The organism is Pseudomonas sp. 1L-B-1-E-C1 (assembly GCF_057291835.1).
This window is the reverse complement of the sequence record NZ_JBXAWN010000012.1, coordinates 85950-109890: the sequence shown is the minus strand read 5'-3', so window position 1 is coordinate 109890 and position 23941 is coordinate 85950. Positions and strand designations below refer to the sequence as shown.

Below are 23941 nucleotides of genomic sequence, written 5' to 3'. Positions count from 1 at the left end.
CGAAATACTAGAATCCAAGGCTGGATAACAAATCGTCCACATCGTCCTGACCGGACACAACGTCTTCTCGTTTATCGGCATGAATCTGCGGACCTTCACCCTGCGAGAGATGTTTTTGTGGATCTTTTTCGGCAAGCATTGCGGCGCGGTCATGTTCGATGCCCGCAAAGCGGTCGACCTGACTGGCCATGAGCACGAGTTTGAGCAGATTGCTTTCGACTTCGGTGACCAGTTGGGTCACACGCTTGATCACCTGACCGGTGAGGTCCTGGTAATCCTGAGCCAGCAGGATGTCGTTGAGGTTGCTCGACACCGCACGGTTGTCCGTGCTGCTGCGTGACAGAAAACCGTCGACCCGGCGCGCCAGCTCACGGAACTCTTCAGCCCCGACCTCGCGACGCATGAAGCGGCCCCAATCGGCACTCAACGTCTGCGCTTCATCAGCCAGACTGTTGACCACCGGCGTGGCGCTTTCCACCAGATCCATGGTGCGGTTGGCCGCGGCTTCCGTCAGCTTGACCACGTAGCCCAGGCGTTCGGTGGCGTCGGTGATTTGCGACACTTCCTCGGCCTGCGGCATGTGCGGATCGATCTGGAAATTGACGATCGCACTGTGCAGTTCACGTGTGAGCTTGCCCACTTCCTGATACAGGCCGCGGTCACGGGTCTGATTGAGCTCATGGATCAGTTGCACCGCGTCGCCGAACCTGCCTTTTTCAAGGCTCTCGACCAGTTCGACCGCGTGTTTTTTCAGGGTCGATTCGAAATCGCCCTGGGATGATTCGTTATGCTCCATAGCTCCCCCGCGCATTCATCAGCCGATGCGTTCGAAAATCTTCTCGATTTTGTCTTTCAACGCTTGAGCCGTGAAAGGTTTGACCACGTAACCGTTCACACCGGCCTGAGCGGCCTCGATGATCTGCTCGCGCTTGGCTTCGGCAGTCACCATCAACACCGGGAGGTGCTTGAGTTTTTCATCGGCACGCACGTGGCGCAGCAGGTCGATACCGGTCATGCCCGGCATGTTCCAGTCCGTTACCAGAAAGTCGATGCTGCCGCTGTTGAGCACCGGAATGGCAGTGGTGCCATCGTCGGCCTCGACGGTGTTGGTGAACCCAAGATCGCGCAGCAGGTTCTTGATGATCCGCCGCATCGTTGAGAAGTCATCAACGATGAGGATTTTCATGTCTTTGTTCAATTCGACCTCCAAGCAGTCTTAAACGCGCCCAGCACCTGGACGCGCCACTTCAATCAATCGGCGCAGCACTTAAAGTTTGTCTGGAGCACAACGGATCGAGACCGGCGCCGTTGATCACCGCACCAGCCTCGTTTCGCAGTGTCCCCACACTGCCTTCAGCGCGCTCGCCACTCCCCCAAACGCCCCCGCAGACGGGCCGCGCACTGGCTGTGTAACTGGCTGACCCGCGATTCACTGACGCCAAGGACCTCACCGATTTCCTTGAGGTTCAGCTCTTCGTCGTAGTACAGCGCCAACACCAGTCGCTCACGCTCCGGCAAATTGGCAATCGCGTCCGCCAGCGCCGCCTGGAAGCGTTCATCTTCCAGATCGCGTGACGGCTCCATATGCGCACTGGCGCCATCCTCGTGCAGCCCTTCGTGTTCGCCGTCCTGCAACAGGTCGTCGAAACTGAACAGGCGACTGCCCAAGGTGTCATTCAGAATCCCGTAGTAATCGTCGAGACTCAATTGGAGTTCGGCCGCAACCTCGTGATCTTTAGCGTCACGGCCGGTTTTAGCTTCAATCGAGCGAATCGCGTCGCTGACCATCCTGGTATTACGGTGAACCGAGCGTGGCGCCCAGTCCCCTTTGCGCACTTCGTCGAGCATCGCGCCGCGGATTCGAATGCCCGCGTACGTTTCGAAACTGGCGCCTTTGCTGGCGTCGTATTTGGTCGAGACTTCGAGCAAACCGATCATCCCGGCCTGGATCAGGTCTTCGACCTGCACGCTGGCCGGCAGGCGTGCCAGCAAGTGATAGGCAATGCGCTTGACCAGTGGCGCGTAGCGCTCGATCAATTCGTATTGCGCGTCACGCGCCGACTTTTTGTAAAGATTCATGCCACTGGCGGTCATATCACAGGCCCTGCGGTTTGCTGCACGAGACGCTCGACGAAAAATTCCAGATGACCGCGCGGGTTGGCGGGCAGCGGCCAGGTGTCGACCTTCTGGGCGATGGCCTTGAAGGCCAGCGCACACTTGGAACGGGGAAAGGCTTCGTAGACGGCGCGCTGCTTCTGCACCGCTTTGCGCACGCTTTCGTCGTACGGCACGGCGCCGACGTATTGTAGGGCGACGTCGAGGAAGCGATCCGTGACCTTGGTCAACTTGGCGAACAGGTTGCGCCCTTCCTGCGGGCTCTGCGCCATGTTGGCCAGCACGCGGAAGCGGTTCATGCCGTAGTCGCGGTTGAGCAACTTGATCAGCGCGTAAGCGTCGGTGATCGAAGTCGGCTCGTCGCAGACCACCAGCAACACCTCTTGCGCAGCGCGAACGAAACTGACTACCGAGTCACCAATACCCGCAGCGGTGTCGATCACCAGCACGTCGAGATTGTCGCCGATATCGCTGAACGCCTGGATCAGGCCGGCGTGTTGCGCCGGGCTCAGGTGCACCATGCTCTGCGTGCCGGAGGCCGCCGGCACGATGCGAATCCCGCCCGGCCCCTGCAACAGCACGTCGCGCAATTCGCAACGGCCTTCGATCACGTCGGCCAGTGTGCGTTTGGGTGTCAGCCCCAGCAGAACGTCGACATTTGCCAGGCCCAGGTCGGCGTCCAGCAGCATGACCCGACGGCCAAGCTCTGCCAGCGCCAGCGACAAGTTCACTGACACGTTAGTCTTGCCGACGCCACCTTTGCCGCCGGTCACCGCGATCACCTGTACGGGATGCATGCTGCCCATGTTATTTCTTTACCTTGTCTTGCATAGACGGAGGCCACATTACTGGCTGCGCGTTCCCGATCGGAACAATGCGTGGCAGACCATCGATGTAGGTACAAAAACTGTTCATGATTACCTCAGCCAACCTGCTTGGTCGGGCTGTGATAGATATCAGCGAACATGTCAGCCATGGCTTCTTCGCTGGGTTCTTCCTGCATTTGCACGCTGACGGCGCGGCTGACCAGTTGATGACGGCGCGGCAGATGCAGATCATCCGGAATCCGTGGGCCATCGGTCAGGTACGCGACCGGCAATTCATGACTGATCGCCAGGCTCAACACTTCGCCGAGACTGGCCGTTTCATCCAGTTTAGTCAGGATGCAGCCGGCCAGCCCGCACCGCTTGTAACTGTGATAAGCGGCGGTTAGAACCTGTTTCTGGCTGGTGGTTGCCAGCACCAGATAATTTTTCGAGCGAATGCCACGCCCGGCCAGGCTCTCGAGCTGCATGCGCAACGCCGGATCACTGGCTTGCAGCCCGGCAGTATCGATCAAAACTACGCGTTTGCGTAGCAGTGGATCCAATGCCTGCACCAGCGACTGGCCCGGATCGACGTGCGTTACCGGCACGTTGAGAATGCGTCCGAGGGTTTTCAGTTGTTCCTGCGCGCCGATGCGGAAGCTGTCCATGCTCACCAGCGCAACGTTCTGCGCGCCGTACTTGAGCACGTAACGCGCGGCGAGCTTGGCCAGCGTGGTGGTCTTGCCCATGCCGGCGGGGCCGACCATCGCAATCACACCGCCCTCTTCCAGCGGCTCGACTTCCGGTACGGCGATCATCCGCGCCAGGTGCGCCAGCAGCATGCGCCAGGCCTGACGCGGCTCTTCGATATCGGTAATCATCGCCAGCAGATCGCGCGACAGCGGACCGGACAGGCCGATGCGCTGCAAACGGCGATACAGATTGGCCTGGGCCGGACGGCTGCCCTGCAGCTGATTCCAGGCCAGGGTGCCGAGCTGCACTTCCATCAGCTCGCGCAGGCTGTTCAATTCAAAACGCATGGACTCCAGTGCTCGCGGATCGACACCCGCCGAAGCCTGCGCAGGGGCTGCGGCCGGACGCGCCGGGGCAGCGTAGGTCGGCTCGCTCAGCGGCTCGGCAGCGGTCAGCGGCAGGCCTGCGGTCAATGGCAGGCCGGCGAACAACTGTTGATTGGTGTTGCCGTCGGCTTCGCCACGCAGGCTCAGCTCGGCCTGGGCGGTGACGATGCGCGACTGGGTCTTGCGCAGCTCGTCTTCGAGTTCCATGTTCGGAACCCGCGGCGCCAGCGCCGACAATTTGTAATCCAGTGCTGCCGTCAACTCGACGCCGCCGGCGATGCGGCGGTTGCCGATGATGGCGGCATCAGCGCCCAGCTCATCGCGAACCAGCTTCATGGCCTGACGCATATCGGCGGCGAAAAAACGCTTAACTTGCATAAACCACTACCTCAGCCGTTGGGCCCTACTGTCGCAACGATGGTCACTTGCTTGTTGTCCGGTACTTCCTGGTAGGCCAGCACATGCAGCCCAGGGACTGCGAGGCGGCCAAAGCGCGAGAGCATCGCGCGAATCGGGCCTGCTACCAACAGGATCACCGGTTGGCCTTGCATTTCCTGACGCTGGGCCGCTTCGATCAACGACCGCTGCAGCTTCTCGGCCATGCTTGGCTCCAGCAGAACGCCCTCTTCCGAGCCTTGTCCTGCCTTCTGCAGACTATTGAGCAATATCTGTTCCAACCTTGGTTCCAATGTGATCACAGGCAGCTCGGACTCAGTGCCTACAATGCTTTGGACGATGGCGCGGGATACCCCGACCCGCACAGCGGCGACCAGAGCGGCGGTATCTTGACTCTTGGCGGCGTTATTCGCGATCGCCTCGGCGATGCTGCGAATGTCGCGCACCGGCACGTGTTCGGCGAGCAGCGCTTGCAGGACCTTGAGCAACTGCGACAGCGACACCACGCCCGGCACCAGCTCTTCCGCCAGTTTCGGCGAGCTCTTGGCCAGCAATTGCATGAGTTGCTGCACTTCCTCGTGGCCGATCAGCTCACTGGAGTGCTTGTACAGAATCTGGTTCAAGTGCGTGGCGACCACGGTGCTGGCGTCAACGACGGTGTAGCCGAGCGATTGCGCCTGGGCGCGCTGGCTGATTTCGATCCACACCGCCTCGAGGCCGAAAGCCGGATCTTTGGCGTTGATCCCGTTGAGCGAGCCGTAGACCTGGCCCGGGTTGATCGCCAGTTCGCGATCCGGGTAGATCTCGGCCTCGGCGAGGATTACGCCCATCAGCGTCAAGCGATACGCGCTCGGCGCCAGATCGAGGTTGTCGCGGATGTGCACGGTCGGCATCAGGAAGCCCAGATCCTGCGAGAGCTTCTTGCGCACGCCCTTGATCCGCGCGAGCAATTGCCCACCCTGATTGCGGTCTACCAGCGGAATCAGGCGATAGCCGACTTCCAGGCCGATCATGTCGATCGGCGTCACGTCGTCCCAGCCCAGCTCTTTGGTTTCCATGGCGCGGGCCGGCGACGGCAGCAGTTCCTGCTGACGCTTGACCTCTTCCAGGGCCACAACCTTGGCAACGTTCTGCTTTTTCCAGAACAGGTACGCGCCGCCCGCAGCCAGCGCCGCCATGGTCAGGAAGGAGAAGTGCGGCATGCCCGGCACCAGGCCCATCACCGCCATCAAACCAGCGGCCACGGCCAGCGCTTTCGGCGAGGCGAACATCTGGCGGTTGATCTGTTTGCCCATGTCTTCCGAGCCGGAAGCACGGGTCACCATGATCGCCGCCGCTGTCGATAACAACAGTGATGGCAATTGCGCCACCAAACCGTCACCGATGGTCAACAAAGCGTAAACCCGACCGGCATCGCCGAAGCTCATGCCGTGCTGGAAGATACCAACGGCCATACCGCCGATAAGGTTGATGAACAGAATCAGCAAACCGGCGATGGCGTCACCACGGACGAACTTGCTGGCACCGTCCATCGAACCGTAGAACTCGGCCTCCTGGGCGACTTCCTGACGGCGCATCTTGGCCTGGTTCTGGTCGATCAGGCCGGCGTTGAGGTCGGCGTCGATCGCCATCTGTTTGCCGGGCATGGCATCGAGGGTGAAGCGCGCGCTCACCTCGGAAATCCGCCCGGCACCCTTGGTCACCACGACGAAGTTGATGATCATCAGAATCGCGAAAACCACGATACCGACCACATAGTTACCGCCGATCACCACCTCACCGAAGGCCTGAATTACCTTACCGGCCGCGGCGTGGCCATCCTGACCGTGCAGCATTACCACCCGCGTCGAGGCCACGTTCAGGGCCAGGCGCAGCAGCGTCGCCACCAGCAGAATGGTCGGGAACACAGCGAAATCCAGCGGCCGCAGCGCATACACGCAGACCAGCAGGACGACGATCGACAGGGCGATGTTGAAGGTAAAGAAGACGTCGAGCAGGAACGGCGGCACCGGCAGCATCATCATCGCCAGCATGACCAGCAGCAGCAACGGCACGCCCAGATTGCCTCGACTGAGGTCGGCAACGTTGGTGCGTGCTGTATTGAATAACTGAGTGCGATCCACCGGTTTTCCCCGTTCCTTTAAAGCAAACTTTTGACGCCCCGAACGGGCGCAGGGCGGCTACTGCAAGAAGCTTTCCAACTTTTGCAAAGGATTGAAAAACACGGCCGATGTAGGAGTGAGCCTGCTCGCGATGAGGATTTTCCGCTCAATGCATTCAAACCAGACAGACCGCTATCGCGAGCAGGCTCACTCCTACACTGGTTTGCATTCCATTCCCAAATTGGAATGCGTCCACTTGTGGGAGCGAGCTTGCTCGCGAAGGGGCCATCAGAACCAACGCAATTCTTCGACTTAAACAAAGCTGTTTAAAAGACACCTCCAGACACGGTCTCAAGGCTACAAATCCTTGCGCCATTGCCTACAGCCAAGCCAGAATCCGCCGGCTTATGCGCCTTGGGGGCGGGTTCTATTGTTGTCCGGTCGCTGACGAATCAGCGATCGGGTCTCGCAGCCCGTCGATCTCTGGACGCACATCACCCGTTTTTTTTATGGCGGCTGTACGTGGGAGACCTTCGGGTCTGCCGGTTCTAGAGTCCCGGTCTGCGACCCGCGTATAGCTGCCACCAACCATTTCGTATCGCAGCGAAAGGTGGCGGCTCCGTCCACTCTATGACCCGGCTCCACGCCACCGCCCTATAGCCCCCGCGCGATGTACGCCGTCACCGCCGACACCAAAAATGAAGACCTGCTGGCCAACGCCTGCGAAACCCTCGCCTCGGCCAAAACCATCGCCCAGGAATTCGCCGGACTGGTGAAACCGTCGCAGCGTCGGACGCTGATGGGGATCGCGCAACTGATCATGCTCGGAGAATTGGCGGTGAATCGGGTGCTGGATAATCTGGAGTTGCCGCACTAGCGGGCCTCTGTGACACGTCATGACTGATGTGTTGGAGCGGCTAACTCCTTCGCGGGTAAGCCCGCTCCCACAGGAATCGGGGTCGATCACAAAGCTGCATTGACACCGCTGGACCTGCGCAAGCGAGCCCGCTTGTGAAGGCGACCGCTCGTCGGATACCCCTGCGCACCTGTCAACTCTGACAGGTGCGCAATCCCCTCAACCCGCGTTAACTCACGCTGTCCCTTTCCCCAGAGTCAGCGCCATGCCCAGCCCCAACAGCCCCCTGCTACTCAAGGAACTCGACATCCCCGGGCGCAGCAAAGACCCGGTGTCGACGGTTCCCATTATCTGGGGTATCAACATCGCGGCCGCGCTGGACAATTTTCCCCTTAACGGTCTGCTGTGCCAAGCGGGGCCGTGGGGGAACATGGCGGAACGCGACACGGTGACGATCTTCTGGGGCATCGGGCAGAACGCGTTGACCCATTCCGTCAGCAAAACCGAGGTCGGCCAGTCCGTGCAGATGTTCGTGCCGCCCCGGCACATGGTCGATGGCTCGTTTGCGGTGTCCTATTCCGTCAAGCCGCTGGGCGGCACGGATCAACCGTCCGAGGTCATGCAGGTGCTGGTCAAGCTCACGCGCCCGGGCGGGCACGATGACAATGGTGAAATCGGGCATTCCAAGCTGATCATGACCCTTCCCGAGGACATCGTTGACGGCGGCATCCACAAGGACAACGTTGCCGCAGGCGTGCCGATCACCCTTGGCAAGACCGATGGCACAGCGCCCTACCCGTTTGCGGCGGCAGGCGATGTCTGTCGCGTCAGCTGGGGCGGGATCTTTGTACTCAGTGAGCCGCTGACTCAGGAACAGGCCGAAGGCAAGGCGCCGGTCATCGTGACCATTACCGAAGCCGTCATCCGCGAGGCCGGTGATGCGGAAGCGCCCGGCGTGGCGGTGGTTTTCGAGGTGTACGACAAGGTGTTCAACCGCTCCGAGGACTGGAGCCCCGAGCAGCGTGTGGCCGTGGGCGTCAACGCGGACCCGCTGGACGCCCCCATCCTCAAGGAAGCGAAAAACAATGAGCTGGATCTGGACGCCCTCGCGGGCAAGCCGGGTACTGCACAAGTCCCCACCTCGAAGTCGAAATTCGAGCTGGGCGACATCATCATTGTGCGGGTAAAAGGCACGCCGACCGAGGGCGCGCCGATTGACTTCAAAGTGGAAAGCGCACCGCTGGACAACCTGCCGAGTGTTGTCGAACTCGAACTGCCCAACGCAATGCTGATGCAGCTGGCAACGAACAGATTTTCCTTGTCCTGCAGCGTGAAAAAAGCCGACTCCCCTCCCCATCTGCATTCCAAAAGCCAGTTCATCCGCGCCATCGGCGAAGTCCAGCGGCTGGCCGCGCCGATCATGCTGGATGCCGTGTCCGGGGCGCTGGACCCCGACCTCACACAGGTGCGTCTCGAAATCCCCTTCGACAAATCCTTTGCCGAAGGCCAGGTCCTCAAGATATTCATGCTCGGCACCAGGTCTGACCTCGGTCCCTACCTGCCTGACCTGCCCTTACGTCCAATCACCCATAACGACATCGTCGACGCGAAACCGCTGCTGTACAACATCGACGGCAAACACCTGGCCCCGGTCAACGGAGGCAAGGCGGAGTTCTACTACCAGCAATTGATCGCCGAAGCGGTGCTCGCCACGCTCAACCCGTACGAGGCCACCCGCGCCATTCGCGAGTCGATCCACACTGAAATCCTGCAAATCGGCGAGCCCCGCCTGGAACTGCCTGAACCGGAAGTGGCCGGCGTGGTGGACGGCGTCCTGCCTGCCGACACCGCCGGCACCACCCTGACCGTGGTGTATCTGGAAACGATCAGAGACGACGAAGTATTCATATTCTGGATCGGCTCGATCACCGGCGAATACCGCGACTCGATCAAGCTGAACGAATTCACCGCCGGTCAGCGAGTACCGTTCGCGATCCCGGCCACGGTGATCAAGGACAATGAAGGCGGAACGGTCGAGGCCAGGTACGAGATCAAACGCGCGGCGGGCGGGACGAGCTATTCCAATTCGCTTGTGTTCGGTGTTGGGCGCGAGGTAGAGGATCTCAAACCTGAAGTTACTTCAGTCAAAGACTCCAAAGGCGCAGAAATTGTGCACGGCGGTGGTACGGTCGATCCCGTCGTGACCTTGACCGGCACCGCCGCACCAGACCAGCAGGTCGAAATATTCGAGGGCGCCGCGTCAAAGGGCAAACACCCCGTCGACAACAAGGGCACCTGGACATACACCGCCTCATTGCCCAGCGTGGGAACTCGCACATTCAAGGCCAAAGCGGATTATGGCACCGGTCAGGAATCAGTCGGCAGAACCTTCACGTATTCAAATGTAATGATCCCGGCCATTACCTCGGTGCAGGATTCCAAAGGAGCGGAAATACCCAATAACACCGTTACCCTCGACACCGACATCAAGTTCACCGGCACCGCGACGCCACGCTTGCATGTCGAGATTTTTGATGGGGAGACGTCGAAAGGCAAAGCACAGGTGAGTGGCTCCACTGGCAAGTGGGAGCTGGAAGTGAAAGGCCTGAGCCCGACAGTCCACGAATTCACGGCCAAAGCGTTGTACGGCACGGAGCCGGTGTCGGCGGTCAGAACGTTGACCGTTACACCCGCCACCGCACCTACGCTGACCTCAGTGAAGGGTTCGCCAAGCGGTGCCGATATCCCCAACGCAGGGTTCACGGTAGAAACGGCAGTAACTCTCTCCGGGGCTGCAGCCAAAGGCCAGAAGATCGAAGTCTTCGACGGCGCTGTCTCCAAAGGTCAGGCAACCGCACATGCCACAACCGGTGTGTGGACGCTGCTGGTCACTGCACTGGCGGTGACAGTACACAGCTTTACCGCCAAGGCGTTGTACGGTTCAGGTGCCGCGTCGACCGCCAGAACACTGACCGTCACACCCGCTACCGCGCCTACGTTGACTTCCGTGAAAGGTTCGCCAAGCGGTGCCGATATCCCCAACGCAGGGTTCACGGTAGAAACGGCAGTAACTCTCTCCGGGGTTGCCGCCAAAGGCCAGAAGATCGAAGTCTTCGACGGCGCTGCCTCCAAAGGTCAGGCAACCGCAGATGCCACAACCGGTGTGTGGACGCTGCTGGTCACTGCACTGGCGGTGACAGCACACAGCTTTACCGCCAAGGCGCTGTACGGTTCCGGTGCCGCGTCGCCCCCCAGAACACTGACCGTTACACCCGCCACCGCGCCTACGCTGACCTCAGTGAAGGGTTCGCCAAGCGGCAATGAAATTCCACAGAGCGGCACCACGGTTGAAATCGCCGTGACGCTGTCCGGGATCGCTGCCAAGGGTCAGCAAATCGAAGCATTCGACGGTGCAATCTCAAAAGGTAAAGCGACTGCCGATACCGCAACAGGCAAATGGGAACTGCGGGTTATAAATCTGAACTTGGGCGCCCACAGCTTCAAAACGAAGGCGTTATATGGTGATAAACAAGAATCGGGAATACGGACTTTCACCACAATTCCAATCAAACCTTCCGTCAAGGAAGCCTCCGGCAACAGCCTTAACCCGTTCGCGGCCAAAGACCGCCTGACCGTGTTGGTGCCGCGCTATACCGGCATGGCCACCACCGACAAGTTCAGCGTAACCTGGACCGGCGCGGCCGGCACCCCGGCCGAGGGTTCGCACACCTCGACAGCGGTGGACGTCGGAACAGTGGGCCCCAAGGAGATCACCATCCCCAACAAAGTGGTGGCCTTCAACCTGGGCAAGCCGGTGACTGTGTTCTACACCGTGATCCGCAACGGCACATCGACCAAGTCTGAAGAGTTTGCCTTGAATGTGCAGACCATACCGAATGAACATGAGCTGCTACCCAATCCAATCATCAATGCCAATACCACGACCGAACTGGACGTCATCACCCTGCCGGCCAATGCCCAGACACGCATTGCCGCCTGGCTGTTTATCAGTGTGAAGGCAACGATCTGGTTGCGTTATTTTGTTGAAGGCAACCCAACGCCGATCAGCGTGACCTACAAAGGTGACCTGGTACCGCCCGAAGGAGTGTCCGGCGGCATGTATCCGAACACTCCGGTGACCGAGCTAAAGGCATTGGCCAATGGCGCCCGACTGCGGATCGAGTTCAAGGTCGGTTTCAACGGCAGCGACGATGAGCGCCAAGCGGTGACCTTTCCGTCGCGCACCTACACTGTAAAAAAACGCGTCACTGTTTCTGGAGTTGAAGATTTTGAACGTGAGCGCATAAGACCGTTTGTATTTAACACACCTGAAAGATTCGGCAGCGGTTTATCTGTGACCCCCACAAACAGAGGTAATGGATCGCACGCCCCAGGAGTATTTGGTTACTCAGGGACCCCAAAGCCGCCAACCTTTTACTATCTTGGGCTGTACACTGGAACCTCTGCCATTACTCGCTTTGAAATCTTCGAGGGACCAATAAAAGCAATCCGTTTTTTCTATGAACACGCACGCAACGCTAACGACAGGGCAATTTTTTTTGACGACAATGGGCAAGTGATAGGAACTAAATATTTAACAACCTATAACGGAACTCCTGTCGCCCACATAATGGAGTTTAACGATGACCGCCTTGCCTATTTTGAACTACACCTTAACTTGAGCACTGGCTTTGGAATTATCATCGACGCAATAAGCTGGTCTTAGAAAGACTGTCAGTCCATGTTTTCACTCCGGCAGTCCCTAAAATGAGAATGTAAAGTAAAAGATCGCAGTTCCCGGCGTTACCTGGGTCTGTGACACGCCTTGAGTGAGGTGTTGTGGCTGCTGACGTCTTCGCGGGCAAGCCCGCTCCAACAGGGATCCGCGCCGCTCCCAAACCCTGATCCCCCGACGAACCTGTGGGAGTAGGCTTGCTCGGGGCGGCGATCCGACGAAGGCGACCTCACAGCCAGCACATGTCTTCAGGCCTAAAAAACCGCCGCCCGATTGACTCGGGGCGGCGGTTTTTTCGTTTCACGGCTTTGCGATAGATTGCTCAGTACCGCAGGATTTTTACTTGTCCATTCTTGTTCCTGGGCAATTCGAACTCGACCTCGCCGCCGACTTTGACGCTCGCCTCCAGGGCATCGGCCAATGGAATGCTGAATCGGTATTCTTTGGCCGTCAGAAAAAAACCCGTGGCTTCAGCAAACGAAAGGGATCGTCCCGACTGCTTCGGTGTGATGGTGCCTTTGCCGGTTTTTTCATCGTAGCTGCTGAAAATACCTTTCATCGCCCTGCTCCTTTGCACTCGCTCGCCTGACCGCGCCAGTGCGCGGCCAGTACCTTGCATCAAACTGCAAAATCACCGCGGCTGCACCTGTCAGAGTTGACAGTAAAGGGAGATCTCAGACAAATGGCATCGCAGCAACATCGAGAATCCAGGCGCAAATCCGACGGAAGCAGCAAGTCATTGCGAGTTGCTGCCCTTGGCGAGCAGGGAGCAAAAAGGCGTTTGCTTTCGGACAGTCGCACCCAAATATGCAATCTCAAATATTGCTCAACTGATTATTTCAAAAAAATCTAAAAAACTGTCAGTGCTGACAGGTTACCGTTCAATTGTTTTAGAGGACTCTGAGCTACAACCTGATAGTACGAGCCCTTGACATGACAACGTGGACGAGTTCAACACACAGCCTCTATACACTACAACGTCCAACCTGGCTAACCAACGCAGGTTTGAGCAAAGGAATTGGCCACGACAAACAAACACTTGGAGTCATTCTCGAACCAGGCACGATCATTCGCATAAGACATTCAAGCCCATCGAATGGATTGGCAATGGTCCTTGAGTTATTGAATGATGACAGCAGTAAAGAAAATCTCGTCCATTTTGGGAATGAGCCATCGGAATTCACCGTCACCCACAAGTCAGTGCCCTTCGTCTCCACACTTTACACCGACACTCCATCCAATATTGAAATATTGATTGAGTACAGTACAAAGCCGTCCATCCTTCCCATCCATGATGAAAATACCGCCACCGCCGCATTCTTTAAACTTTGGGAGGACCAATCCAGTGCCTTTGCCCTTATCAGCACGTACTTTGCAGACATACTCGTTCCCGCAAAAGACCGACCTCACCTCAAACAACTCCACGAAAGCACTGGCATGGCGCACCTGGCGCGTTATTACCAGAGCATTTTTGAATATTTCAATCAGTTGGCAGGCCTGTCATTCTCGACAGATATATCAACGGATAAAAACATACCCAACCGATACTTCATGAAAGCGAATCGAACCGGAGGAGGAGCTGCATACTATGCCCACTCCCATACAGCTGAGACAAATGATAGCGTCGCAGGTTTCTGGTTAGACCCTCGCCCCGAAAACTGGGGATCAATTCATGAAATAGGCCATGGTTACCAAGGGTTATTCATGTCTTATAGTGAAATTGGCCTAGGGGAGGTCTGGAACAATCTGTACGCTTATTTTTACCAGGCAAAATATCTGGGTAATAATTTATTCACAAACAGCTGGCTCTATCACGGAGACCAGGAAATGCTTTTTGACATTACCGAGCGATTATTTGATACGAATCCTCCCATAAACTCATGGCAACTCCACGAACGACTTTTTTATCTGATTCTAATCTTCAATAAATCCGGAACAGCGGCTCTGACAGCTTTCAATCAGAATTACAGGGCACTCAGTAACCAACCCGATTTCAGACCAAAAGACCATACGTTTATAGAGCTGCTTATTACAAGCTGCGCCAAAATTTCAAATATCGATATCTCGCCTTTTCTCAGAACAGGACAAATCTCCAATTCGAGAGTCCGCAGCATCATCAATCAATACAGCAATCGAAAGCCTGTATGCCCCTTGTATAAGCTTGTACCCAAAGAAATAGCCGCTGACCTGGTGAGAAAACTGGGTTTAGGCAGCCGCCTGGACTTAATCGACAATCTCGACCTCAAGGAACACGGACTCATGGGCAACATTGAATTATTACTGGATAAAAAGCTATTCGATGAATTCAAAACCAAAGATTTCATGCTTCGGAATGGCACCAATGTAACAAACATCGTAAACATCAGCTCACAACAAATACTGATTTCCAATGTTCCAGCGGGAATATATACGCTTCAAGCCCCTTCTGCCAGCAATGGCAAACTGTCTATTTCCACACAATATATAGAGGTCAAGACCAATACAACCAACATCATAAATATCGAATATCAATACACGCCCGGCGTCAGACTGGCATCACAAACAATTCAACTGAATGGATTATATGGAGAGTTCGCCTTAATCGATATCGACTCCGCGAAAGACAACATTGGAATCAACATTCACGCAGAACGCCCTCATATATATTTCGGGGACCAGCTCTATGCGTCAATCACAATAAGAGATAAACGCCAACGCATTCTGTTTAAATCAGAGCTGCAGGGAAACAGCATCCAGTCGACAATACTCTCAATCCCTGCCGCCGCTGATTACACAATCGAAATATTTCACGCAGAACCTGGCCGCAACATGATTTTCCCAGCCAGCGATGCGGTACTTTCCCCGGACAAAAAGAATATTACCCTGACCATGACTGCGCAAGGGCTCAACAATATCGAAATGGATACTCCTGTCGAGAAGAACCTCGAACAGGAAATTGACAAACTTGCAACAATGATCAAAACCCAGCCGCACATGCTTCTATATAGAGACCATCCATTACTAGACGACCTCTATGTCGCTATTGACTCTTTCAATAAAAAAGAGCACAGCCGGATGATTGAAAAATTCAAAGACATGTATGTGTCGCACCAAAACACGCAGACGAGAATCGTTACAGGCACAAACTTCACTTGGCAACAGAGGGTACTGGGCAACGAAACCATAGCAAATATCGAGTTCAACCTTACACAGAGAACAGTCCATATCGAGGTTTACCCCTACATACCCCATAGCTATTTCGATAGCATTTACGTAGCAATCTGGGCCCACAACAAAAACGGCAACCTATTATTTTGCCAGGAATTACGCGGAAATAGCCTGGCCGAACATACATCAATCTCCCTGCCATTCCCCGAAGGCTCCGAGATAAACATCTTCCACGCCGAACCTTCAAGATCCCCGATAATCAATCAGGATACAAAAGAACAGTATGAGGTCATGCAGCGCCATCGCGTCCTCGCGCTGGATGAGGGCAAGCTTGCAATTTAACTGTGCAATCCCGTCGCCGCCCACACCGGACAATCGTAAGGAATCACGCCGCAAATCCGGCGGAATCGGCAAATCGTCCTTCAGCGGATCCGGGCGTTTGCCCTTGCCCGCCTGGTGCTGGCGGATCTGATAGACGTAGGTCAGTACCTGCGCGACTGCCAGATAAAAGCCACCGGGGATTTCCTGCTCCAGTTCGGTGAAGTAATACATCGAAGGCGCCAGTGCGGGGAATCGAGGAGCGTGCCGTTGTTGGCCAAGGCGATTCGCGGATTTCCGCAAATCAGGCGGAGTCGGCAGGAACTTGTTGAGAAACTGCAAACCCCGCCTCGTTCGCTCATTTTCAGAGCAAGACCAGACTATTTAGAACCGTAGATGTGTCACTTCTTCCGAACCTTCTTGCACAGGATCAAATTCGACCGCTGTGCCAAGTTTGATGTTCATCTTGTGCTTATGCTCTTCCGGGACGATGAAGAAGTATTCACGCCCAGGTATGTGCATTGGATATTGCACAGAAACGCTTATGTGAGACTCGTCTGATTTGTCGGTGTCGGTGAAGGGTGTGGGGGGAGGGGTAAAGACTCGATCTTCACTCCAGATAGTGCCCCTGCCAGTGTTTTCGTCATAGCTTTTGAATTTACCTTTCATGGTCTTCTCCCTTGCCATCGCAGAAGTATGCCCACCAATGTGCGGCATCACCCAGCAATGAAACCGCAAAAGCACCCTTTGCGCGCCTGTCAAACCTGACAGTTAAGGCCAATTTTCAGACGAACGGTAGACCTCAAGAATCACGCCGCAAATCCGGCGGAATCGGCAAATCGTCCTTCAGCGGATCCGGGCGTTTGCCCTTGCCCGCCTGGTGCTGGCGGATCTGATAGACGTAGGCCAGTACCTGCGCGACTGCCAGGTACAGCCCACCAGGAATCTCCTGCTCAAGCTCCGTGGAGTAGTAGATCGAACGCGCCAGCGCGGGCGACTCGAGGAGCATGACGTTGTTGGCCACAGCGATTTCGCGGATTTTCAAGGCGATGAAGTCGCTGCCCTTGGCCAGCAATACCGGTGCGCCGCCCTTCTCCGAGTCGTATTTGAGCGCGACGGCGTAGTGGGTCGGGTTGGTGATGACCACGTCGGCTTCGGGAATCGCCGACATCATCCGCCGCTGGGACATTTCGCGCTGGGTCTGGCGGATGCGCTGCTTGACCTCGGGACGGCCTTCCTGATCCTTGTGTTCGTCGCGCACTTCCTGCTTGGTCATCAGCAGTTTCTTGTGCGCTTCCCAGAGCTGCACCGGCACGTCGACGGCGGCAATGATGATCAGGCCGCAGGCCAGCCACAGCGTGCTCCAGCCCACCAGCAAAACGCTGTGGATGATCGCCATGTCCAGTGGCTCGTGGGCGATGCGCAGCAAGTCGTCGACGTCGGCGGACAACACCAACAGCGCCACGCCCAGGGTAATCAGAAACTTCGCCAGTGCCTTGAGCAGTTCGACCACAGCCTTGAACGAGAACATCCGTTTGAGGCCGGCGGCCGGGTTCATCCGGCTGAATTTGGGTGCCAGGGAGCTTGCGGCAAACAGCCAGCCACCGAGGGAGATCGGCCCGATCACGGCGGCGAGCAACAAGGTAATCATCACCGGCTGGATAGCCAGCAAGGCGATCAGGCCCGACTCCAGCAAGAACCGGCCCATGGCGCCTTGATCCATGACCACTTCGCGGGACAGGGTGAAGTTCAAGCGCATCACGTCCATCATTTCTTGCGCGAGCATGCCGCCAAAAATCAGCAGCGCAGCGGCACCGGCCATCATCACCGCAAGGGTGTTGAGCTCTTTGGAACGGGCGACCTCGCCCTTCTCACGGGAGTCTTTTTTGCGTTTCTCCGTGGGGTCTTCCGTTTTGTCCTGACCGCTCTCGCTCTCTGCCATGACTCAGCGCGCCCGTGCCAGTTCGCGTAGCAACTGCAAGGCCTCGCTGGCCAGCGGTTGATACTGGTTGAGAATGTCCGCCAACCCGACCCAGACGATGAACAGGCCGAGCACCAGGGTCAGCGGAAAACCGATCGAGAAGATGTTCAGTTGCGGCGCGGCGCGGGTCATCACGCCGAAGGCGATGTTGACCACCAGCAATGCGGTGATCGCCGGCAACACCAGCAGCAGCGCGGCGCCGAGCACCCAGCCGAGTTTGCCGGCCAGCTCCCAGTAATGCTCAACCATCAAGCCGCCGCCGACCGGCAGCGTGGTGAAGCTTTCGGTCAGGACTTCGAACACCACCAGGTGGCCGTTCATCGACAGGAACAACAGCGTGACCAGCATGGTGAAGAACTGCCCGATCACCGCCACCGAGACGCCGTTGGTAGGGTCGATCATCGAGGCGAAGCCCATGCCCATCTGCACCGCGACAATCTGCCCGGCCACGGCGAAGGCCTGGAAGAACAGTTGCAGGGAAAAGCCCAGCACCGCGCCGACCAGAATCTGTTCGCCGATCAGCAGCAGGCCGCTGAGATCCAGCGGGCTGACGGCGGGCATCGGCGGCAGCGCCGGGGTGATGACGACAGTGATCGCCACGGCAAAGTACAGGCGCACGCGGCGCGGGATCAGGGTGGTGCCAAACACCGGCATGACCATCAGCATCGACGCCACGCGAAACAGCGGCAACATGAACGACGCCACCCAAGTGCTGATCTGGGTGTCGGTCAGCTGAAGCAGCGATTGCATGGCTTAGCCGATGACCATCGGGATGTTTTTGTACAGCTGGATGATGTATTCCATGAACGTCTGCACGATCCACGGACCGCCGATGATCAGGGTCACCAGCATCACCAGAAGACGCGGCAGGAAGCTCAGGGTCTGTTCGTTGATCTGCGTGGCGGCCTGGAACATCGACACCAGCAGGCCGACCAAAAGGCTCGGCACCACCAGGATGGCGACCATCATGGTGGTCAGCCACAGCGCTTCACGAAAGATATCGACCGCGACTTCCGGCGTCATGGCGAAACACCTCCAAAACTGCTGGCCAGGGTGCCGATGATCAGCGCCCAGCCATCGACCAGCACGAACAGCATGATCTTGAACGGCAACGAAATGATCAGCGGCGAGAGCATCATCATACCCATGGCCATCAGCACGCTCGCGACAACGAGGTCGATGATCAGGAACGGGATGAAGATCATGAAGCCGATCTGGAACGCGGTTTTGAGTTCGGAGGTCACGAACGCCGGCACCAGGATGGTCAGCGGCGCCTGATCCGGGCTGGCGATGTCGGTGCGCTTGGACAGGCGCATGAACAGCTCCAGATCGCTGGTGCGGGTCTGCGCGAGCATGAAGTCCTTGATCGGCACCTGGGCTTTTTCCACCGCTTGTTGCGCGGTCAGCGTTTCGGCCAGGTACGGTTGCAGCGCGTCGCTGTTCACCCGGTCGAACACCGGCGCCATGATGAACAGCGTCAGGAACAGCGCCATGCCGGTGAGGATCTGGTTCGACGGCGTCTGTTGCAGACCGAGGGCCTGACGCAGGATCGAGAAGACGATGATGATCCGCGTGAAACTGGTCATCAGAATGACCGCCGCCGGAATAAAGCTCAGCGCGGTCATGATCAGCAGGATCTGCAGACTGACCGAATATTCCTGCGCGCCGTCGGCATTGGTGCCCAGCGTAATCGCCGGGATCGACAACGGATCGGCGGCCAACGCCAGCGGCGCGGCCAGCAACAGGACCAGCGTCAAGACGATGCGGAGCGCACCCATTACTTCGTATCCTTTTGGTCCTTGCCGAGAATTTTCAGCAGATGCTGAGCAAATTCCGGCGTCGCTTTTTCGCTGGCGGAGGGGACTTCGACCGGTTCCTTGAGCACATGCAGCGCGGTGATGGTACCGGGGCTGAGGCCGAGCAGAATCTGCTCGTTGCCGACCTGCACCAGCATCAAGCGGTCACGCGGGCCGAGGGCGCGCGAACCGATCAACTCGATCACCTGGCCCTTGCCCGCCGGCCCCGCCTGCTGCACGCGGCGCAAAAGCCAGGCGAGGAAGAAGATCAGGCCCAGCACCAGCAGCAAACCGAACACCAGTTGCGTCAACTGACCGGCCACGCCGCTGTTGACCATTGGCGCGGTGGCGGCAGGCGCGGCAGTGGTTGCGCTCGGCTCGGCAGCCAGCACGCTCAACGGCCATGCCAGCAGAACCCAGAGAAACCTTTTCACTCAGCGCAGCTTCTTGATGCGTTCGCTTGGGCTGATCACGTCAGTCAGGCGGATGCCGAACTTCTCGTTGACCACCACTACTTCGCCGTGCGCGATCAGGGTGCCGTTGACCAGCACGTCGAGCGGCTCACCGGCCAGACGATCAAGCTCGATCACCGAACCCTGGTTGAGTTGCAGCAGGTTGCGGATATTGATGTCGGTGCTACCGACTTCCATGGAAATCGACACCGGAATGTCGAGGATCACGTCCAGGTTCGGGCCGTCGAGGGTCACCGGATCATTGTTCTTCGGCACGCTGCCGAACTCTTCCATCGGCAGACGGTTGGAGCTGGAAGTACCGGCGTCGGCGGCCAGCAGTGCATCGATGTCAGCCTGGCCAGCATCACCGGTTTCTTCCAGGGCCGCAGCCCATTCATCGGCCAGTGCCTGATCGTCCTGCGCGTTCATATCGTCGTTCATCATGTGTCCTCGGCGGGCAACAATTCGGTTAAATACGGGGGTGAAAGGCGCCGCCTCAGCGACGCTCGATCGGCTCGATCACTTGCAACGCGAGGTTGCCTTTGTGCGAGCCCATCTTGACCTTGAAGGCCGGCACGCCGTTGGCGCGCATGATCATGTCTTCCGGCATCTCGACCGGGATCACGTCGCCCGGCTGCATGTGCAGGATGTCGCGCAGCTTCAACTGGCGGCGGGCAACAGTAGCGCCAATCGGCACGTCGACATCGAGCACGTCCTGGCGCAGGGCGTTGACCCAGCGCTCGTCCTGATCGTCGAGGTCGGACTGGAAACCGGCGTCGAGCATTTCCCGCACCGGCTCGATCATCGAGTACGGCATGGTCACGTGCAGGTCGCCGCCACCTCCATCGAGTTCGATGTGGAAGGTGGAGACCACAATCGCTTCGCTCGGGCCGACGATGTTGGCCATGGCCGGGTTCACTTCCGAGTTGATGTACTCGAAATTGACTTCCATGATCGCCTGCCAGGCTTCCTTCAGATCGACGAAGGCCTGCTCGAGCACCATGCGCACTACGCGCAGTTCGGTCGGGGTGAATTCACGCCCTTCGATCTTGGCGTGACGGCCGTCGCCGCCAAAGAAGTTGTCCACCAGTTTGAACACCAGTTTGGCATCAAGGATGAACAGCGCGGTGCCGCGCAGCGGTTTGATCTTGACCAGGTTGAGGCTGGTCGGCACGTACAGCGAGTGCACGTATTCGCCGAACTTCATCACCTGCACGCCACCGACGGCAACGTCCGCCGAGCGGCGCAGCATGTTGAACATGCTGATGCGGGTGTAACGGGCGAAACGCTCGTTGATCATTTCCAGCGTCGGCATGCGTCCACGGACGATGCGATCCTGGCTGGTCAGGTCGTAGCTTTTGACACTGCCGGGTTCGGCAGCATTATCGGTCTGTACCAGACCATCATCGACGCCATGCAACAGCGCATCGATTTCATCCTGGGACAGCAGATCCTGCACGGCCATGTCGTGTTCCTACTGCAGTACGAAATTAGTGAAAAGCAACTGTTCGATGACCACTTTGCCCAGCTCTTTCTGCGCCACTTCCTGGACGCTGGCGGTGGCCTTCTGGCGCAACATCTCCTGGCCGACCGGGGTCGCCAGTGTGGCGAAATCCTGACCGGAGAAGAGCATCACCAGGTTGTTGCGGATAACCGGCATGTGCACTTTGAGCGCGTCCAGATCGGCCTGGTTACGCGCCAGCATGGTGATGCTCACCTGCATGTAGCGCTGACGGCCGTTCTGGTTATAGTTGGCAACGAAGGCCGGCGCCATCGGCTCGAAAATCGCCGCTTGCTTGCCGACCGGCGCAGCATCGGCGGCCTCGGCAGGCTTGCTCTGCGCGCCGTGCATGAAGAACCAGGTCGCCCCGACGGATGCACCAATGGCCACCAGCAACGCCAGCACGATCACGATGATCAGCTTGAGTTTGCCTTTGGTTGCGGGGTCTTTTACTGCTGCAGCTTCGCTCTTCGCCATGCCAATAATCCGTCACTAATCGGGGGTTTCACAGTCGCACGGCAAGGCAAGAGCAAGTGTTATGCCAGAAGTGTCGGAGGTCGCGCAGACAGCGACAAAGTCAAAAGCCACTCTCACCCCAGCCCTCTCCCGGAGGGAGAGGGGGCTGACCGAGGTGTCACGGATCAAACATCGACCTGAGAGACCGAGTCGATTGGGGGGTAGAGACTTGGATGAACAGCTCGCCGAACCAGCCAAGGATTCAGCGATGCTCGTTCAGGTCGGCGTAGTCCTTCAATATTCCCCAATTGGTCCCCTCTCCCTCTGGGAGAGGGCTAGGGTGAGGGGCTTTTGATTTGCTCAGGCGTAATAGTCGACCGCACTGCTGCCGATGACGCTGGTGGTCTGCGCCGCCACTTCAGCCACAGTGGCCGGGGCCAATTCTTCATCCGCCGAATCCAGATGCCCGCCCGTGGCGCTGGTGCGTCCGGTGTGGCCCTGCTGCGCCTGTTCCTGCCCCTGCTGACCCTGCCAGCCACGGTTCTGGTCGGAGACGTTGACGTCGACCTGGCCCATACCCTGCTGGTTGAACATGTCGCGCAGTCGATGCATCTGGCTGTCGAGTGCTTCACGCACGCTCGGGTGCGCGCTCATGAAGGTGACCTGGGTTTGCTGATCGGGAACCATGTTCACGCGGATATCCAGACGCCCAAGCTCAGCCGGCTGCAACTGAATGTCGGCGGCTTTCAGGTTGACGCTGGACAGGTACATGACGCGATTGACCACTTCTTCGGTCCAGCCGCTCTGGTGCATGGCGATCGGTTGATTCACCGGCAACGCATTGGCGGTTTTCGGCGTAGCGGCCTGGGTCAGTGCAGCGAGACGGTTGGCGAAATCATCGACGCGGGTATCGCTGGTGGCGGATTTTAGATCCTTCAGGCCATCATCGATCAGACCACTGAAGGCTTTTTCGCCGCCCTGACTGGTGCTGTCCTTGTCGGCCTGGACGTCGAGCATGCTGGCCATGCCGGCGGCAAAGTTCTGCGCAGCGGTCAATTCGCCGTCGGCCTGAGCCTGGGCGGGAGAGGCTTTCGGTTGTGCCTGACTGGCAGCGGAGATATGCCCGCCCTGCTCCATCGCCATGCGCACGGCCGGCAGCGAGTCGAGCGGGTCGGCAGAAGGATCAAAATCGCTGTCGGTAGCCGCCGGATCTTTGACCATGCCCGGCACAGCAGCCAATGCAGGTGTCTCAGTTTCCGGCTGGGCTGGCGTTGCGACTACCGGAGGTTGCACGACAGGCGCTGCCACCAATGGCTGGACGACTTGAACCAGCGCCGGATCCAGCGCAGGGTCTACAGGCGCAGCATCGGCCACCGGGCTTTGTACCGTTTCAGTGGCGTCATTGTCGGTGGCAGTCGCGTCGTCGCTCGCCGCCGCTTTATCCGCAGGCAAGGCTTTGCCGCTATCGGCAACCGCTGGCTCGGGCGCGGCAGACTGATCTTTGCCGACGTCTTTTTTACCGCTGTTGTCAGCGACCTTGTCGCGTGCCGGTTTGACTGAATTATCGGCGCCTACCGCAGGTTTGGCCGGCGCCTGATCGGCGAACACTTTTGCGAAGCTGGAAGCCTTGTCCCCGGCGTCTGCGGCCACTGCCGACGATTTGGCAGAGGCGGCTTGCGCCTTGGCCTGGGCGGCGGTCTGAAGAAGAATGTTGGGGGTCGCAGGCATGACACGGTCTCCGCTGCACTGGATCGTAGGTACAGTTGAGCAAGATAACTGCAAGTGCCGGGCCAGTTTGGCCGGACACTTGCAAAAAGCGCCGGACGGCAGCTTCAGTGGGTGTGGAGGTGATGCTTTTCGTTTTCGTACACCGGACGCACGTTGGCGAATTCGGAACGGATATCGGCGACCAGTTGAGCGAGTGCTTCCGGACTTTTGTCCTTGGCGTTCGATTCCAGGTCCTGGCACAACGCAGCCAGCCGAATGGCGCCCATGTTGCTGGCGCTGCCCTTGAAACTGTGGGCGACATCAGACAACGCTTTGGCACTGATGCCGTCTCGCAACTCGTCCAGGCGGCTTTCCGAGTCTGCCAGAAAAGTCTCCAGCAATTCGGTGTAGCCCTCCTCCATCACCTCGCGCAAAGTGTCGAGGACGTCGCGATCTACATGTGGGTCAGTCACTTGCTCACTCCTTGATCAAGA

At 58.0% G+C, this 23941-nt stretch carries 20 protein-coding genes and 2 pseudogenes; 3 read left to right on the top strand and 19 right to left on the bottom strand.

Going from position 1 to position 23941, the window contains the following annotated elements; genetic code table 11:
- Window positions 1–7 precede the first annotated feature (7 nt).
- The 6 genes from AC0Z4S_RS20955 to flhA form a co-directional block, all read right to left on the bottom strand.
- The gene (locus tag AC0Z4S_RS20955; RefSeq protein WP_042607546.1) at window positions 8–796 is read right to left on the bottom strand and encodes a protein phosphatase CheZ; all 789 of its coding nucleotides are present in this window, start codon (window positions 794–796) and stop codon (window positions 8–10) included.
- An 18-nt stretch (window positions 797–814) separates the two neighbouring features.
- Window positions 815–1186 carry a chemotaxis response regulator CheY gene (locus AC0Z4S_RS20950; RefSeq protein WP_024012118.1) on the bottom strand — a complete coding sequence of 124 codons (372 nt, stop codon included), beginning with the start codon at window positions 1184–1186 and terminating at the stop codon, window positions 815–817.
- 167 nt (window positions 1187–1353) lie between these two features.
- Window positions 1354–2094, bottom strand: coding sequence for an RNA polymerase sigma factor FliA (fliA, locus tag AC0Z4S_RS20945; RefSeq protein ID WP_016771059.1), 741 nt, complete (start codon window positions 2092–2094; stop codon window positions 1354–1356).
- Window positions 2091–2921: a flagellar synthesis regulator FleN gene (fleN, locus tag AC0Z4S_RS20940; RefSeq protein WP_016771060.1), complete on the bottom strand. Its 831-nt coding sequence runs from the start codon at window positions 2919–2921 to the stop codon at window positions 2091–2093. Before fleN ends, fliA begins: the two co-directional genes overlap by 4 nt.
- Before the next feature lie 116 nt (window positions 2922–3037).
- Window positions 3038–4378 carry a flagellar biosynthesis GTPase FlhF gene (gene flhF, locus AC0Z4S_RS20935; RefSeq protein WP_137216012.1) on the bottom strand — a complete coding sequence of 447 codons (1341 nt, stop codon included), beginning with the start codon at window positions 4376–4378 and terminating at the stop codon, window positions 3038–3040.
- Window positions 4379–4389: 11 nt separating this feature from the next.
- Window positions 4390–6519, bottom strand: coding sequence for a flagellar biosynthesis protein FlhA (flhA, locus tag AC0Z4S_RS20930; protein WP_253500429.1), 2130 nt, complete (start codon window positions 6517–6519; stop codon window positions 4390–4392).
- Window positions 6520–7132: 613 nt separating this feature from the next.
- On the opposite strand from flhA, the pseudogene AC0Z4S_RS20925 reads away from it, so the two are divergent.
- A pseudogene (locus AC0Z4S_RS20925) lies at window positions 7133–7375 on the top strand (DUF6124 family protein); the annotation flags it as partial.
- A gap of 244 nt (window positions 7376–7619) precedes the next feature.
- Window positions 7620–12080 (top strand): hypothetical protein, encoded by a 4461-nt coding sequence (locus AC0Z4S_RS20920; protein WP_485624439.1) that lies wholly within the window; start codon window positions 7620–7622, stop codon window positions 12078–12080.
- 331 nt (window positions 12081–12411) lie between these two features.
- On the opposite strand, the gene AC0Z4S_RS20915 is transcribed toward AC0Z4S_RS20920, so the two are convergent.
- Window positions 12412–12648 carry a hypothetical protein gene (locus AC0Z4S_RS20915; protein WP_485624438.1) on the bottom strand — a complete coding sequence of 79 codons (237 nt, stop codon included), beginning with the start codon at window positions 12646–12648 and terminating at the stop codon, window positions 12412–12414.
- Window positions 12649–13022: 374 nt separating this feature from the next.
- On the opposite strand from AC0Z4S_RS20915, the gene AC0Z4S_RS20910 reads away from it, so the two are divergent.
- A complete protein-coding gene (locus tag AC0Z4S_RS20910) occupies window positions 13023–15578 on the top strand; it encodes a putative mucin/carbohydrate-binding domain-containing protein (protein WP_485624437.1) in 2556 nt (851 codons plus the stop codon).
- A gap of 39 nt (window positions 15579–15617) precedes the next feature.
- Here the strand turns inward: AC0Z4S_RS20910 and AC0Z4S_RS20905 are convergent.
- From AC0Z4S_RS20905 to AC0Z4S_RS20850, 12 genes and pseudogenes are all read right to left on the bottom strand, one after another.
- Window positions 15618–15806 (bottom strand): annotated as a pseudogene (locus AC0Z4S_RS20905) (flagellar biosynthetic protein FlhB); the annotation flags it as partial.
- Window positions 15807–15938: 132 nt separating this feature from the next.
- Complete coding sequence (locus tag AC0Z4S_RS20900) at window positions 15939–16223, bottom strand: hypothetical protein (RefSeq protein ID WP_485624436.1); 285 nt, start codon at window positions 16221–16223, stop codon at window positions 15939–15941.
- 133 nt (window positions 16224–16356) lie between these two features.
- Entirely contained in the window at window positions 16357–17496 is a 1140-nt protein-coding gene (gene flhB, locus AC0Z4S_RS20895; protein WP_485624435.1) for a flagellar biosynthesis protein FlhB, read from the bottom strand.
- A gap of 3 nt (window positions 17497–17499) precedes the next feature.
- Complete coding sequence (gene fliR / locus AC0Z4S_RS20890) at window positions 17500–18285, bottom strand: flagellar biosynthetic protein FliR (protein ID WP_253500415.1); 786 nt, start codon at window positions 18283–18285, stop codon at window positions 17500–17502.
- A 3-nt stretch (window positions 18286–18288) separates the two neighbouring features.
- Window positions 18289–18558, bottom strand: coding sequence for a flagellar biosynthesis protein FliQ (fliQ, locus tag AC0Z4S_RS20885; RefSeq protein ID WP_016771067.1), 270 nt, complete (start codon window positions 18556–18558; stop codon window positions 18289–18291).
- Window positions 18555–19313 (bottom strand): flagellar type III secretion system pore protein FliP, encoded by a 759-nt coding sequence (gene fliP, locus AC0Z4S_RS20880; protein ID WP_485624434.1) that lies wholly within the window; start codon window positions 19311–19313, stop codon window positions 18555–18557. The genes fliQ and fliP overlap by 4 nt, the downstream gene beginning before the upstream one ends.
- Window positions 19313–19765 (bottom strand): flagellar biosynthetic protein FliO, encoded by a 453-nt coding sequence (gene fliO, locus AC0Z4S_RS20875; protein WP_485624433.1) that lies wholly within the window; start codon window positions 19763–19765, stop codon window positions 19313–19315. Before fliO ends, fliP begins: the two co-directional genes overlap by 1 nt.
- Window positions 19766–20224, bottom strand: coding sequence for a flagellar motor switch protein FliN (gene fliN / locus AC0Z4S_RS20870; protein ID WP_016771070.1), 459 nt, complete (start codon window positions 20222–20224; stop codon window positions 19766–19768).
- 55 nt (window positions 20225–20279) lie between these two features.
- Entirely contained in the window at window positions 20280–21248 is a 969-nt protein-coding gene (gene fliM, locus AC0Z4S_RS20865; RefSeq protein WP_003222890.1) for a flagellar motor switch protein FliM, read from the bottom strand.
- A gap of 9 nt (window positions 21249–21257) precedes the next feature.
- Complete coding sequence (fliL, locus tag AC0Z4S_RS20860; protein WP_110645071.1) at window positions 21258–21761, bottom strand: flagellar basal body-associated protein FliL; 504 nt, start codon at window positions 21759–21761, stop codon at window positions 21258–21260.
- 339 nt (window positions 21762–22100) lie between these two features.
- A complete protein-coding gene (locus AC0Z4S_RS20855) occupies window positions 22101–23468 on the bottom strand; it encodes a flagellar hook-length control protein FliK (protein WP_485624432.1) in 1368 nt (455 codons plus the stop codon).
- A 104-nt stretch (window positions 23469–23572) separates the two neighbouring features.
- Window positions 23573–23920, bottom strand: coding sequence for an Hpt domain-containing protein (locus AC0Z4S_RS20850; RefSeq protein ID WP_253500405.1), 348 nt, complete (start codon window positions 23918–23920; stop codon window positions 23573–23575).
- Between the last annotated feature and the right edge of the window lie 21 nt (window positions 23921–23941).

What these genes read in the sequence shown, in the direction of transcription:
- AC0Z4S_RS20955 (WP_042607546.1), bottom strand. Translation starts at nt 796, where the DNA reads ATGGAGCATAACGAATCATCCCAGGGCGATTTCGAATCGACCCTGAAA.
- AC0Z4S_RS20950 (WP_024012118.1), bottom strand. Translation starts at nt 1,186, where the DNA reads ATGAAAATCCTCATCGTTGATGACTTCTCAACGATGCGGCGGATCATC.
- fliA (WP_016771059.1), bottom strand. Translation starts at nt 2,094, where the DNA reads ATGACCGCCAGTGGCATGAATCTTTACAAAAAGTCGGCGCGTGACGCG.
- fleN (WP_016771060.1), bottom strand. Translation starts at nt 2,921, where the DNA reads ATGGGCAGCATGCATCCCGTACAGGTGATCGCGGTGACCGGCGGCAAA.
- flhF (WP_137216012.1), bottom strand. Translation starts at nt 4,378, where the DNA reads ATGCAAGTTAAGCGTTTTTTCGCCGCCGATATGCGTCAGGCCATGAAG.
- AC0Z4S_RS20920 (WP_485624439.1), top strand. Translation starts at nt 7,620, where the DNA reads ATGCCCAGCCCCAACAGCCCCCTGCTACTCAAGGAACTCGACATCCCC.
- AC0Z4S_RS20915 (WP_485624438.1), bottom strand. Translation starts at nt 12,648, where the DNA reads ATGAAAGGTATTTTCAGCAGCTACGATGAAAAAACCGGCAAAGGCACC.
- AC0Z4S_RS20910 (WP_485624437.1), top strand. Translation starts at nt 13,023, where the DNA reads ATGACAACGTGGACGAGTTCAACACACAGCCTCTATACACTACAACGT.
- AC0Z4S_RS20900 (WP_485624436.1), bottom strand. Translation starts at nt 16,223, where the DNA reads ATGAAAGGTAAATTCAAAAGCTATGACGAAAACACTGGCAGGGGCACT.
- flhB (WP_485624435.1), bottom strand. Translation starts at nt 17,496, where the DNA reads ATGGCAGAGAGCGAGAGCGGTCAGGACAAAACGGAAGACCCCACGGAG.
- fliR (WP_253500415.1), bottom strand. Translation starts at nt 18,285, where the DNA reads ATGCAATCGCTGCTTCAGCTGACCGACACCCAGATCAGCACTTGGGTG.
- fliQ (WP_016771067.1), bottom strand. Translation starts at nt 18,558, where the DNA reads ATGACGCCGGAAGTCGCGGTCGATATCTTTCGTGAAGCGCTGTGGCTG.
- fliP (WP_485624434.1), bottom strand. Translation starts at nt 19,313, where the DNA reads ATGGGTGCGCTCCGCATCGTCTTGACGCTGGTCCTGTTGCTGGCCGCG.
- fliN (WP_016771070.1), bottom strand. Translation starts at nt 20,224, where the DNA reads ATGAACGACGATATGAACGCGCAGGACGATCAGGCACTGGCCGATGAA.
- fliM (WP_003222890.1), bottom strand. Translation starts at nt 21,248, where the DNA reads ATGGCCGTGCAGGATCTGCTGTCCCAGGATGAAATCGATGCGCTGTTG.
- fliL (WP_110645071.1), bottom strand. Translation starts at nt 21,761, where the DNA reads ATGGCGAAGAGCGAAGCTGCAGCAGTAAAAGACCCCGCAACCAAAGGC.
- AC0Z4S_RS20855 (WP_485624432.1), bottom strand. Translation starts at nt 23,468, where the DNA reads ATGCCTGCGACCCCCAACATTCTTCTTCAGACCGCCGCCCAGGCCAAG.